Annotated in this window: 14 protein-coding genes; 5 read left to right on the forward strand and 9 right to left on the reverse strand. The window is 42.2% G+C overall.

Annotated elements, in window-relative coordinates; genetic code table 11:
- Positions 1-6: 6 nt before the first annotated feature.
- Genes tssK through tagH form a run of 3 tightly spaced genes read right to left on the reverse strand, consistent with a single transcriptional unit; the run spans position 7 to position 3,014 of the window.
- Positions 7-1,332 (reverse strand): type VI secretion system baseplate subunit TssK, encoded by a 1,326-nt coding sequence (gene tssK / locus R7O13_RS04465; RefSeq protein WP_085569002.1) that lies wholly within the window; start codon positions 1,330-1,332, stop codon positions 7-9.
- 21 nt (positions 1,333-1,353) lie between these two features.
- Positions 1,354-1,809, reverse strand: a complete 456-nt coding sequence (gene tssJ / locus R7O13_RS04470) for a type VI secretion system lipoprotein TssJ (RefSeq protein ID WP_318303125.1) — start codon at positions 1,807-1,809, stop codon at positions 1,354-1,356.
- A gap of 11 nt (positions 1,810-1,820) precedes the next feature.
- Positions 1,821-3,014: a type VI secretion system-associated FHA domain protein TagH gene (gene tagH, locus R7O13_RS04475; RefSeq protein ID WP_053307738.1), complete on the reverse strand. Its 1,194-nt coding sequence runs from the start codon at positions 3,012-3,014 to the stop codon at positions 1,821-1,823.
- Positions 3,015-3,326: 312 nt separating this feature from the next.
- Here tagH and R7O13_RS04480 point away from each other — a divergent pair, with 312 nt between their 5' ends.
- The 3 genes from R7O13_RS04480 to R7O13_RS04490 all read left to right on the forward strand — a co-directional run bounded on the left by R7O13_RS04480 (position 3,327) and on the right by R7O13_RS04490 (position 6,485).
- The gene (locus R7O13_RS04480) at positions 3,327-5,477 is read left to right on the forward strand and encodes a serine/threonine-protein kinase (protein WP_318303524.1); all 2,151 of its coding nucleotides are present in this window, start codon (positions 3,327-3,329) and stop codon (positions 5,475-5,477) included.
- Between the two features lie 446 nt (positions 5,478-5,923).
- On the forward strand, positions 5,924-6,259 hold the full coding sequence (locus R7O13_RS04485) for an Hpt domain-containing protein (protein WP_031781126.1): 336 nt from the start codon (positions 5,924-5,926) through the stop codon (positions 6,257-6,259).
- Between the two features lie 34 nt (positions 6,260-6,293).
- A complete protein-coding gene (locus R7O13_RS04490) occupies positions 6,294-6,485 on the forward strand; it encodes a hypothetical protein (RefSeq protein ID WP_025767706.1) in 192 nt (63 codons plus the stop codon).
- A 70-nt stretch (positions 6,486-6,555) separates the two neighbouring features.
- Here R7O13_RS04490 and R7O13_RS04495 read toward each other — a convergent pair whose 3' ends face one another.
- From R7O13_RS04495 to R7O13_RS04510, 4 genes are all read right to left on the reverse strand, one after another.
- Positions 6,556-7,017: an ATP-binding protein gene (locus R7O13_RS04495; RefSeq protein ID WP_025998580.1), complete on the reverse strand. Its 462-nt coding sequence runs from the start codon at positions 7,015-7,017 to the stop codon at positions 6,556-6,558.
- Positions 6,998-8,227 carry a PP2C family protein-serine/threonine phosphatase gene (locus R7O13_RS04500; protein ID WP_318303127.1) on the reverse strand — a complete coding sequence of 410 codons (1,230 nt, stop codon included), beginning with the start codon at positions 8,225-8,227 and terminating at the stop codon, positions 6,998-7,000. Before R7O13_RS04500 ends, R7O13_RS04495 begins: the two co-directional genes overlap by 20 nt.
- A 29-nt stretch (positions 8,228-8,256) precedes the next feature.
- Entirely contained in the window at positions 8,257-8,517 is a 261-nt protein-coding gene (locus R7O13_RS04505; RefSeq protein ID WP_017820228.1) for a hypothetical protein, read from the reverse strand.
- 220 nt (positions 8,518-8,737) lie between these two features.
- Entirely contained in the window at positions 8,738-9,352 is a 615-nt protein-coding gene (locus R7O13_RS04510) for a glutathione S-transferase (RefSeq protein ID WP_318303128.1), read from the reverse strand.
- Positions 9,353-9,636: 284 nt separating this feature from the next.
- Here R7O13_RS04510 and R7O13_RS04515 point away from each other — a divergent pair, with 284 nt between their 5' ends.
- Positions 9,637-10,212, forward strand: coding sequence for a TetR/AcrR family transcriptional regulator (locus R7O13_RS04515; protein ID WP_005375904.1), 576 nt, complete (start codon positions 9,637-9,639; stop codon positions 10,210-10,212).
- A 1-nt stretch (position 10,213) separates the two neighbouring features.
- Positions 10,214-10,618 carry a PPC domain-containing DNA-binding protein gene (locus R7O13_RS04520; protein ID WP_213874029.1) on the forward strand — a complete coding sequence of 135 codons (405 nt, stop codon included), beginning with the start codon at positions 10,214-10,216 and terminating at the stop codon, positions 10,616-10,618.
- Positions 10,619-10,716: 98 nt separating this feature from the next.
- Here R7O13_RS04520 and nirD read toward each other — a convergent pair whose 3' ends face one another.
- Positions 10,717-11,052: a nitrite reductase small subunit NirD gene (gene nirD / locus R7O13_RS04525; RefSeq protein ID WP_017820230.1), complete on the reverse strand. Its 336-nt coding sequence runs from the start codon at positions 11,050-11,052 to the stop codon at positions 10,717-10,719.
- Complete coding sequence (gene nirB / locus R7O13_RS04530; RefSeq protein WP_318303130.1) at positions 11,053-13,572, reverse strand: nitrite reductase large subunit NirB; 2,520 nt, start codon at positions 13,570-13,572, stop codon at positions 11,053-11,055.
- Positions 13,573-13,577 lie beyond the last annotated feature (5 nt).

Genomic DNA, 13,577 nt, shown 5'->3' on the forward strand with positions numbered 1-13,577 from the left:
GCGCGCCTATTGATTAATACTCCAAAGCTCAAGTTCAGCATTCGGAAAATGCCCTGATAGGTGAAGCGCAATACCGCCACTATCTTTTAGCCTCATCCAAAATGGCCCTTTCTTGACAACTTCGAAATAGACATAGCCCGTTTGGTAAGGAATCTGTCTCGGGACGACACTCAACGGCACTACGTTTATACCGTTGATCTGATTATTAATTAGATCGCGAATCTGTTCTGCCGGGCCAAACTTGAGTTGCGCTGGGACCAGGCGTCTTATTTCATCTGTTGTGGTATCTGCTTTAATTGCTAGCACAAATTGGCATGACTCAAGCAAGCGTTTATCTGGAAGCGGCGTCACTTGAATACCGTATTGGCGAGGCTCCAACGGAAGTTTGGTCGCAGTTTGGTCAAGAACAACACTGAGGTACTGACTGAGTATCTGATTCAACTCGCTATAAACACTTGATACATCTAAGTGATCATACGCAAGCAAACTTGGGAGTCTTTTAGTTTTATTAGAAAAAGTGGCTAACTCACCAATGTAACCTTTAAGTGTCGTCGCTAATTCCAGTGGATGTAACCTATCTAACTCACTGAAATGCTTTAACTTCGCCTCATATCGGTTCAACATTTGGAGCATGATGAAATCAACAGCAGATGCCGATGCAGATTTGCCCTTAATCAAGCGCTGCGCAATAACGTCAGCACGCATCTTTGTCATCGCGATAACGTTACGTAGATAAGCTGACATGACTTTATCGCTCAGGAGATTGATAAGCGGAGGAACGTACTCATCGTCTAGTATAACTTCCCCTTCAGGGGTTACCTCTTTGATCCTTAAGATAGGTAACTCCACATAACCCGCTAATTTGTCATTACTCGCTTTCAACTCAAGGTTGAGGGCTGCAACTTGGATGGTTTCTTCATCTTGTCCTGTAAGGTTATCTATCACGTCGATATCTTGAAGTACATAACGAGAGACGATCGATTCGCTTACATCCGAAACGTTTTTACCTGTAACACTTGAAAGAGGGAGAGTTATTTTTACTAACGTATTTTCAGTGTTTTTATCAATAAGTAGAGGCGAAACTGAATCGTTGGATATTAACGTATTAACCAACGTCATATCTGGCAAAACAGCTTCAAGATGCTCAAGTTCAATAAGACCATCTTTTAGCGCGTGTTTTTTTACTCGACATTTCCAAACTCCCCAATTGTAAACCCCACCTAACTGATGTAAGCCCTTGAATTCTTGAGAGGTTGCGCGTTCTTGTTGTTGGAAGTGCTGGGGACGTAAAAACATTCCTTCGCACCAAGCCGTCTTGGAGTATTGCGTCATTTATAATTAGCCAACTAAACGTTATTTAACGACCAAAGACAGATCTTCTAACAATACTTGATATGTGTTGTAACCGGTCTTATCCACTTTAATGACTTGTCGCCAATTTGAGTTTTCAATATCTCGAAACGCTACGACAATGCCTAAATATTCTGTCTTTGGAGACATACTTGCTTGATATGTTTCTTTCTGACCTGGAGTTAATGAAACTTCATATTTATTCACTAAATCAGGTCCTAAGACTTTTTCACTTTCTTCATAAATAGAAAAAAAGTCCTGGCTTTCGAAAATGGTATTTGACGTTAATTCAAATACATACACCACTACAGGAGAAGGCCTGCCGTTTGAATCAGGATTAATGTTATAACTTGCTGCTATTTCTAAATCTGAGTATGGATCAACAACTAGGTTCGCTGCTGAGCACCCAAATAAAGCCATTGAAATTAATAACAAAATATATTGGTAAAACTTTTTCATCACCCTAATTCCTAGCCTTTGTTTTTTAATGCTAATTCATAGTGCTTAGCGAAGTCTTCTAAATAGAACGGAGACTCTTTATTGATAATATCATCGGATAACTTTTCATGAATATCCTCAAACCTCTTCCAACTTTGAGCATATTTTCTAGCTGGAATAACCTTATTAATAACCGTGTCTTTCGCTAAAGCATCTGAGTATATAGAAGTAGGTTCAACAAGTGACATAACACTCGAAACCGTACCTTCAACACCTTTCATTAAGGCTTGCTCATGACTTTCGATGTCATTAAATGCTTCTTTAATGGCTGCATTTGGCTTTAAGAAGCTAGCGGTTTGACGGTTATATAAGTTATGAATCGCATCTTCTAAGTTTGCAGAAAACTTTAAAGGGTTATTTTCTGACTTACGAAATGCGGTATGACTAAGTCGATTTGTTTGTTTAAACACTGCTCTGTTATGCAGTGTTTCCATTAAACCAACTAGCATCAAAGAAAATGACTCCCCCAGTTGTTCGAACCATTCCTCTCGGTTATCGCTGGGAATCATCATTGGATCTATACCCACCCCTCTAACAAAAGCCGCAAGTTCACCCCCATTGGTATCAAAGTTGGGAGTCGATAGGTGTTCTGATTGTCGGTTAACTTTCGGTAAAGTTTCAGATACGGTGCTCTGTTTTTCGGGCTTTGGGATATCAATAAAATCATCGACTAAACCAATATCTAGCTGAAAGTCAGAAGGAACACTTTCGTTTAAGAGTTCACTAGCACTAAGGCCTAGGTCAACAAATTCCTCTTCTGATGGACTTGAGACTACTTCAGGGGGGGCGCTAGAAAGACTTTTACTTGTCTCAAGGCTGAATACATCTGTATCTGTTTGAACAGAAACTGAAATTTGATAATCCCCTAAGCTAACCATATCGTCATTGCTTAGTGCTATTTCATTTCCTTGACCCACAGGAGTTACAGCATTATTTACAAAAGTACCATTAGTTGAGAGGTCTTTTATCAAGTATTTGTCACCAAACTTAATCAGTTCTCCGTGGGTTCCGGATACCACTCTTTCAGGATCTGGTAGTGTCCAATCACATTGTTCAGACCTACCAAATGTAACCTTGGCATGTTCATCACTTGATTCAAACACGAACTCACTCTCAATCTCTGGAGTAAATTTGTGAAAACTTGTTATGGTTAAAACCAACTTCATGTAAACCTCGCCAAAGACCTGCTAGATATTATTTTTAATTTTATTATTAACTGCTTTCTTATTAACAGTAAGATTAATAAAAACCTTAATACTGCCATTGAAAATCATGCACGGAATAATGAATCATTTTTTTATCAAAGCAATCACGTATTGTTCAACAATTTTAATTATCCAACCAAGTTCAAATTTTTGACACTTAGACTTTCATCAATAAAAAAACGAATGTTAGTTTGGCCGAGAAATTCTAACATAATGACTTTTCATTGAGCAGAAAGGTATATATTCCCCCATCATTTATACGGAGTTCTTGTGATGGAAGACAGTAATAAAAACAATTCTATAAATAACGAAGAAAGCGGAGATAAAACTAAAATTGTAAAGACTCAAAAACGAGACAATGCAATTAAAACAACTAAACTCACTAATAATGAAACCTCCGTTAAAAATAAAAATGAAAAAAATACAAAACTGTCTCAAAAAGAAAACACTCCGTTAGTTAATAAGAAAAAAAACAATAAAGATGACTCATTAAATAATAACAAAGATGTTATTAACAAAAGCTTAATAGGAACGACCGTTAAAAATCGGTATGAAATTGAGTCGGTTATTGGGCATGGTGGGCTTTGCGATGTTTACTTAGCTAAAGATAAGATTCTTGAATCTTCAGGTTCAGAAACACCCTACGTTGCGTTAAAAATATTACAGAAAGAGTTTGCTTCTCAACCAGAGACTGCACGCATGTTAATACGTGAAGCTCAACAAACTCAAAGGTTAAGCCACCCTAATATCATTAGGGTTTTTGATTTTGGTGTTGATGGCGAAATATACTTTTTAGTTATGGAGTATATTAACGGAGAAACATTAGAGAGTTTAATACAGCGTTCTAGGCCCCATGGGCTGAAGTTTAATGCAACTTTATCAATCCTAAATCAGGTACTCGATGCACTCTCATATGCTCACTCTCTTGGTGTAGTGCACGCCGACCTAAAGCCCGCTAATGTGATTTTAACGTCTGAGGGTAACGTTAAGCTGCTTGATTTTGGTGTATCTAAAACACATCAATTAAAGCAGGATCAATATGCGGCTAAACGTAAATCCGAAAATGTTGAAACGCTTGGTTATACTCCCAACTATGCATCACTCAACCTGTTATCCGGTAAGGAACCGAACTTAAGCGACGATATGTTTGCTCTATTTTGTATTGCTTATGAGTTATTGAGTTGCAAACACCCTTACGCAAGAACTCCAGTTAATGAAGCTCTCAAAAAGAAGATCAAGGTCTCTAAACCAACTAACATGCCTGCATCTAAGTGGCCAATATTTTCAAGCGTATTTTCAACTGGCATCATTCCGAACGAGCTGACCCCTGAGCAGTTGAAACGCAAATTGAATATGCGCTATTGGCCTATCGCTAGCGGCGCGGCAGCGAGCATATTATTAGTTAGCGGCATTGTATTTGGTTATCAGCAGCAACAAGAAACCATCGCCAATTTGGAAACCGTTATTAGCAAGCAAAATGATCAAATTGCCGGACAAGAGTGGCAGCTTGATACGCCAGAAGAAAAAAGTTTGGCACTGATTGATAGTGAAAAAAGCTTACATCCAGTCGTTAAGGCTGGCTTATTACGATTACACAAGACCTATATTCTCAGCGAGTTTGAATCTGAAATTGATCAGGTTTTGAATTCTGATGCCAACAACTACCCGAATTATGATGAAATTGAGTCCATACTTGATAAAGCAAAAACCTACTACCCTGACTCACATAAAATAGAAGTTCTTGCCTTAGATATTCAGTCAAGCAAGCACTCCACGTTACTTTCGATAGCAAGGCAAATCAACAGTCAACTTGAAAAGTCTCGGTACAGTAAAGAAGACGGCAGTAAATCCATCTATGAGCTCAAGGATGAGTTAAATCAGATTCATCAAGGTTATCCTTTCACGCCAAGTTCGTTATCTAGCGATGTTTTCGGTCAGCACCTCACTGAAGCACTCAAAAAGAAAGACGCAGCTGCACTTGTTGCTCTTATTAAGGTTGGGAACACCTTCTTTTCAAACGTAGAAGAGCATCAAGAGAACTTACAGATAAGTAATGCGATGAAAGATGCAGTGCTGGAAATGAAATTATATGAGACAGCGCTAGATTCCAACAGCCCTCTACCGTTTCCAGAAGATGCCGCTAGAATCCTGTTCCAAGAAGAGTTTGAAAACTTTTATTCTCGCCTAGAAAAGGCAAGGACGACAACTCATCTCGATAACTTGGTGAAGGATGTGGATCTGTTCTCGAAAAACTTTCCTATTGGTTTTCAGGATGTTAACGATTTAAGATTCAAAACTGCTGATAAATACTTACGCTTCTCCGATATATTGCTTAATAAGCGAAGGACTTCAAGCGCAAGACGCGCTATGAAGAAAGCCAACGAGCTTATGAAGCAAATAGAACAGGACTCTAAGCAAAGCTAGTAATACAAAAGGGACGCGAGTCCCTTTTTTGCCGTAGATTACTTGCCAATATGCAACTAGATTGCTAATTTATACTTGTACTTAATGAGGAGAGTTAGCCTTGACTGAAGGAATAGTCAAAGTTGGCGAACGTCTGGCGTCCGTATGTAACGATAGCCTTAAACTAGGACTGCAAGACACTTACCGACTCGGCGTTTTACTTGGAAACATCCCCTTTGCTACTTGTGTTAAAAACACGCGAGTTGAAGTTTTTTCATCCCTACATTTCGACCATTGCCGTTTGGATATAAGTCAAAATATCTTTAACAATGACTTTCTTTTTGTAAGTTTATCTCAAGCGACAAGCAAACTATTTCTGCTCAAATACTGGTTATGCCATTCATACCTTCGGCTAAGCCTTCATTATCCGAAACATTCCTCTACCTCAACGTTTAATAGGGGTATACATGATTAATTTCGATGTTCTCAATACATACATGGATAACGACGTAGATCTGATCGTCACTGTTTTTTCTACATACCTTGAAGATCACACGAATGATATAGAGCGTATAGATGAGCTATATGCAAGCAAATGTTGGTCAGAACTCTATCTATTAGCTCATAGTTTAAAGGGCATTCTAGAGAGTTTCGGAGAAGACACCGCGGTCATTGCGTTTCAAAGAATAGAAGAAAAAACCAGAAACGATACAGCGCCAGATAGCTCAGATATAGCTATAGTTACTAAAGAGCTAGCTGCAATTAATCAACAAATCTTCACTTACTTGAAGAATATGCAATAAAGAAATTCAAGGCTTAACTGGGGGAAATATGGCAATGAATAATAGCAATTTCAGGGAGTTGATTGAGTCTCTCAAAGACTTAACACCAACTCAAAAAAGGTACTTACTTAGCCGTACAAAGATGGCGCTAGATGATGAAAGTAATATGTTAAACATCAGTGATATTCTAACACCAGAAGAGTTGGAGGCGTTACTATCACCGGCACCAACAACGAATACAAAATAACAATGATATACAACGCAACCGTCAGATTAACGCTAGGGACCAAGTGAAGCAAATCGACTTTGCTTGGTTGTTAGTTTCTCTCCCTATTCCTTTTCACTACAACAAACGTATTGTTTTCGAAACCTTTTTCCAATGTAAACAGGTCAGATAATTGAGCGACTAACATCAGTCCGCGACCTGAGGAGGACCAACTATCGTCATCCATTAAGTTAGGTGCCTCAATCTGTTTATTTTTATGTTGGATGAACGTCTTTTCATTGATCGGCGCTCCGCAATCAGAGACTCTCAGTTCCACGAAACCGGACACTTGGTCATCCCCAACCCTACACTCCACTTCAATTGGCAGGCCTTCTATTTCACTGTAAGAATGAATATAAGCGTTATTCATGAGCTCAACGACACAAAGCTCCAATGATTGAATTGCATTTAAGGGGATTTGATGACCCATCAAAAACCGAACAACGTCTTTGCTCGCACTTCGTGAGTGAGTAAGGGAGCTCCCGTAAGTTCGTTTAAATTCGCTCTTTGACATTCTTTTCCTTAAAATCGAGCCTCTCACCATGCCATTTTACCTGTAAAAGGCTGGCATCATCATCAAACTCATCTTCGTTGTGCCAAGATTGTACTTTTTTAAAGACGTCTCCCACTTGATCTTCAACTGGCAGCGTGCAAACAGCTTTTATACTCGATGCCAATCGTTGTAGTGAAAACATCTCCTCACCCTGCCTCGCTTCAATCAAACCATCCGAATAAAGCCACAATGCATCGCCCTCATCTAGACTAATTTGGTTACCGCTATATTCCATCGGCTGCATTGCACCAACGATAAAGTTATCGTCACCTATCTGTTCCATCGTTTTCGTACTCGCTCGCCAAACTAAGATCCTGGGGTGGCCAGCCGTGCAATAGCTAAGTCGCCCTGATTTTGTGTTAAGAATGGCGTAAGCCATAGTAAAGTAAAGTTGACTGTTTCTAGTTTGCTGATAACGCCGATTTAGCCGTTCAATCACAGATGCTGGCTCACTTACGCAATAGCCGTCATCTCTCAACTCCATCGTGATCGAATCAGGCCCCTGACTTTGAGATAGTGTCTGTTGAATAGAAAAAGCCATCAAAGCTGAAGAAATACCATGACCAGAAACATCACATACATAAAACGCAACATGGTGTTCATCGAGCTCCAAATACCCCAACATATCACCACCAATCTGGGAGCATGGTTTGTAGACATAGCTAAAATTTACATTCTGAATAGTTGATTCAGCAGGGAGTAGTTGCTCCATCAGATGACTCGCAGACTGTAGGTCTTGGTGGATTGTTTGATAGGCCGCATCTAGCTCTTTATTTCTCTCAACGAGTTTGTTGTGCAGTTCTAAAGTACGAAACCCCGCACGGATTCTGGCCTGAAGTTCCTCTACAGACGTCTTCTTATCTACGAAATCATCTGCGCCAGCATCAATGCCTTTCACGATCGAACTTTGGTCATTTCTAGAAGACAGTAGAACAAAGAAAATGTAACGTTCGCTAACTTTAGATTTTAATTGGCGACACAATTCAATACCATTAATTCCAGGCATCATTAAATCACTCAGCACAAACTGAATATCAGGGCGGTGGGTTAGCACTTCAAGCGCCGCTCTTCCGTCTTCAACTGCAACCACTTCATAGCCCTGCTTTTCCAATGCACTGCTGATGTAAAGCAGGACTGTTTTACTATCATCGACCAAAAGAATGGATTTCATCTTCCTCCTTAATACGGTTGCTATACTGGCTAACGCAAAACACTAGTCACTGACTGCTCATTTCTAAAACGGCTGTAGTCTTCGGCTAATAATTGGTGTTGATATCGAGTGTAAGACAACGCTTCATTAGAAATTAGTATCTGATGCTCTTTTTCGATTAACTGACTTTGCAGCCTTTCAATCTGTTCATTCTGCTGTGTGTAATTGAGGTACAGTGCGAATAGACCAAAAACCGAAACCATTAACAGGGCTATTAGAATATTATTGATAGTTTTCACTTGAATACTCATGACCTCTCCTTGTCTATTATTAGACTTTCCATGATGAAAGAGAGCGTCTACGGACCAAGAGCTCGAGGCTCTAAAACGCAACGAAGCAAATTGAGGTTGTTTTTCCAATTATAGGCGATAGGAGAAAAAATAAGAAAAATCTGAAAAAATTTGAATATCCTGCTGAGTTAAGAATCGGTAAGGTGGTAGCAGCGAGCTATCATCCACTCGCTGCAATACATTAACTCTGAAATGCAGGTCTAGCTAAAATTTGGTTATACCATCGAGCAATGTTTGGCGACGTCGATAGCACATCAATTTCTAGGCCTTTAATTGCGAAACTGATCAAAATAAAGCCTGTTATATCGACAATAGTAAAATGGTCTACGGCGATAAAATCATTATGTTCAAGACGCTTGTCTAAGACAGGCAGAAATTCGTAGACGCGTTGTTTTGATTCTTCGCCCCATGCTTCAACGCAACGTTCTCTGTCTCCATAAACTCCGGTCATGTTTCGAAACGCCTGAAATGCCGCATTTAGTCCTTGGAACTCCACCACACGATGCCACATTTCCACCTGAGCACGTTCGAGCTGGTTAGCACCAAACAGCGCCAGATCATTTTCAAACGCTTCATCTAGGTAGCGACAAATCGCCACGCTTTCACAGATCGTCGTGTCATCATCCAGTTCCAGTAGAGGCACTTTGCCGTTCACGCTTTTCGATTTAAACGGTTCAGATAGGTTATCGCCCTCACGAACGTTCAGCGCAATTCGCTCAACCTCGCCACCGATTTCCTTTAGAAAAATGCTAACTCGCTTACAACTTGGAGTCATTGCGGTTTCATAGAGCTTCATTTCACATCCTTTTATCTTTTTCTAACCGATTGGTTAGGATATACTGTAGCCAGTTTATAAACGATCAGTCAAGAACTTCACTATCAAAAATTTTCAAACAGTTGTGGGTCTGTTTGCTGAGCGAGATTTTTGATGCCGTTTGTGAGTTCACATGAATTTGGAGGCTGATACCCAAGAATAGATGGGTATTCATCATATTGGTTCAGTTCGAACGCTAGAGGTTCTCTGTACCATCCCTCCAAAGCAATTTAATTACCCGATAAGCAGACCCAGGCAGGTAATTTATGGCAAGAAAAGCCAACTTCGACCGAGATGAAAAGCTTCTCGTGGCTATGGATGTGTTTTGGCGCAAGGGCTTTGCGAACACGTCTATCTCGGATCTCACCGACGAGTTGAACATCAACCGCTTCAGTCTTTACAACACCTATGGTGACAAGCAACAGCTCTACTACGAAGCGCTCGATACCTACTTGAAAAAGGTCTCGCTACCGTCACTCAATGATTTGGAAAAAGACGACGCGTCTTTACCTGAGTTGGAATCGTTCCTTAAATCTTTTGCTGAGCTGCAGCGCAAACGCAACTGTGGGTGTTTTATTCAAAATGCGTTGATTGAGCATGCAGGTGAAGACGATGACGTACTGCGCAAAGGGCATTTTTTGTTTGACCACCTTATCGACATCATTGCGGATGCGCTGACCAATGCGCAAAAAGAAACCTTAGTGCCGAAAACGCTGAAACCAGAAGAGCTCGCTCGTTTTGTTCTCAACAACATGCAAGGTATGCGCGTACTTGGCAAAGCCAAACGCTATGCCGACTTGGATACGGCGCTTTCCTGCTTGCTGGTTTTGATTAGGAAGTGACATGTCGATTGAAGTGATAGCAGTACGTCTTACCAAAGGCATGGACTTAAAGCTGAGCCTAGCGAAATTGGTCGAGCAACATGGTATCAAAGCAGGCTCGATTGCCTCATGCGTTGGTTGTGTCTCTGACCTCAACCTTCGTTTGGCAGGTGCAGAGAGTACGTTAACCAAACAAGAGCCATTTGAAATCGTCTCTGTGATGGGAACCCTAACGCCTGAACATCAGCACGTTCATATCTCGGTGTCTGATCGTGAAGGACGAGTCTGGGGTGGGCATTTGCTGGAAGGCACAGTGATTGATACTACCGCAGAATTGATCATCCATTCTTACTCAGAACTTGAGTTCACCAGAACGATGGACGACTCGACTGGCTATACCGAACTACAAGTGAATCCTTCCAAATAGTAAAAAGCTCCAGAACCATACTTTGGTGTCTCTGGAGCTTTATTCGCATGTCCCTCACGCGAAGAATTCACTCATATCGAGCAAGCTAACTTCGGAGATCATTCTTCGACTAAATAACAAACCTGATTATCGTCAACCGTTACTTGCCACGTTTTTAGACAGTGCGCTTCGTCTTCTAAACACTGCCCGCTCTTTAAGCTGAAATGCTGTTTGTACAGTGGTGACGCAACACACATCTCTCCATCAATATCACCGACAATCCCTCGACTCATCACATAAGCCTTACCAATTGGGTCCCAATCTTGAACGGCGTAAACACCGCTATCTGGAATGTAGAATAGCGCAACGTGCTCGCCTTCAATCAATACAGTAGCACCGATAAACGGCATTAAGTCATCAAGCTGACACAATTTCACTTTGGTTAAAGCTGCCATTTACACCTCCTGTTTCACTGGAATACGCTGACCGCGCACACGTTGGTACGGCAAGACTTTGCTGCCCGACGTGCTGTTCAAGAAAGGACGGAAGCGTTGCAGTTTTTGAGGATTATCCAGCGTACTCTTCCACTCACATTGATAGGTATCTATGACTCGCGCCATTTGCTCATCCAATGAATCACATAGGTTGAGAGAGTCATCCAAAATCACTTGTTTAAGGTAATCTAGGCCCCCTTCCATGTTCTCCATCCACACCGACGTACGCTGCAAGCGATCTGCGGTGCTGACGTAGAACATCAATACTCGGTCGATCATGGTGATCAACTCTGATTTGGATAAGTCGGATGCAAATAAATCAGCGTGTCGTGGTCTCATGCCGCCATTACCACAAACGTATAGATTCCAGCCGTTTTCAGTAGCGATCACCCCAATATCTTTACTTTGCGCTTCTGCACACTCGCGAGTACAGCCCGATACGGCAAACTTAAGCTTATGGGGCGCTCGCAATCCTTTGTATCGGTTCTCTAACTCAATGGCTAATCCGACCGAGTCATCAACACCATAGCGACACCACGTAGAACCGACGCAAGATTTCACGGTGCGCACCGATTTGCCGTAGGCGTGCCCTGTTTCAAAACCAGCATCAATCAAGGTTTGCCAGATTTCAGGAAGCTGTTCTAACTGCGCGCCAAATAAATCCACGCGCTGACCGCCGGTGATCTTGGTGTACAAATCATATTGCTGCGCAACTTCGCCTAGCACGATAAGTTTATCTGGTGTAATTTCGCCACCCGGAACACGAGGCACAATCGAGTAAGAGCCATCTTTTTGTAGGTTCGCCATAAAGGCATCATTAGAATCTTGCAGAGATTGATGCTGCGGCTCCATGATGTGTTCATTCCACAAAGAAGCAAACACAGATGCCGCTGTCGGCTTACAGATATCACACCCATGCCCTTTGCCATGCAGTGCAATTAAGGTGTCGAAGTCTTTGATCTGTTCCACTTGGCAAATATGGAACATCTCTTGGCGACTTAACTCAAAGTGCTCACAAAGGTGGTTGTTAACCTCTACCCCCATGGCTGCCAGTTGAGTATCCAATACCGACTTCACCATATTGCTACAGCCACCACAGCCAGTACCGGCTTTAGTGTTGGCTTTAAGGTCCGTCAGGTTGGTAGTGCCAGCTTGAATCTCGGCAACTAAGTCGCCTTTTGTGACGTTGTGACAAGAACAGATGATGGCGCTGTCTGGCATCTCTCCATCCAGCATTCCGGTATCAAACAGCAGGTTCGCCACGTGGCCTGGCAGGACCGTTTTGTTCAAATAACACTGTAAGAGCGCATCGTAATCGCTGTTGTCACCAACGAGAATCGCACCGAGCAATTGGGTACCGCTCGCATCAACCACCAGCTTTTTGTAGATACCTGCAACCGCATCTTGCAACACCATTTCCTGTGCGCCTTCAGTTTGCATTTGTGCATCGCCGATAGACGCCACATCCACCCCAAGCAGCTTGAGTTTGGTGCTCATGTCTGCACCTTTAAAACCTTCGCTCGGCATACCAGTCAAGACATCGGCAGTGGTTCTCGCCATGGTGTAACCGGGAGCGACCAAACCAAAGATCTTCTGCTCCCAAAGGGCACATTCGCCAATCGCGTAAATGTTCTCATCGCTGGTTTGGCATTGGTTATTAATCACAATGCCGCCTCGCTCGCCTATTTCTAGCTCAGCCAGCCTTGCCAACTCATCTTGAGGACGAATACCTGCGGAGAAGACAATCACATCCACTTCGAGAGGATCTTTGTCTTTAAACACCATACGATGCTTAGCCGTTTCACCATCGCAGATTCGTTCCGTACCCGTTGAGGTGTGAACGGTTAGCCCTAGCGCTTCAATCTTCTCTTTTAGCACTAAGCCAGCACCATCATCTAACTGCACGGGCATCAGGCGAGGTGCAAACTCAATGACGTGAGTTTCTAGCCCCAATAATTTGAGCGCATTTGCCGCTTCTAAACCCAACAAGCCGCCACCAATCACTGCGCCCGTTCTTGCGCCTTCACATGCTTTTTTGATTTGTGAAAGGTCATCAAGCGTGCGGTAGACAAACACGTTGTCTCGGTCTTTACCCTCAATTGGAGGCACAAACGGGTAAGAACCAGTCGCGAGCACAAGTTGGTCGTAACCCAGCACATCTTCACCATCAAGCAGAAGGCGCTTTTGTTCTCTGTCGATGCCTGTTACTTGGCTGCCAAGTACGAGTTGGATGCCATGCATGTCGTACCATTCTTGGTTACTCAGCATCAAATCATCATGAGATTTGCCCGCAAACAAAGAGGACAACTGTACACGGTCATACGCGATAAAGCGCTCTGCACCAATCACGGTAATTCGGTGCTCCAAATGCGCGTTTTTCTGTACCAATTGCTCGACAAGGTGTTGCCCGACCATACCATTACCTACCACAACGATGTGGCTCAATGCGTTCTTTACTGGGATCGTTAAAGGACTGTTCATTGCTG

The organism is Vibrio sp. Y176, assembly GCF_033438945.1.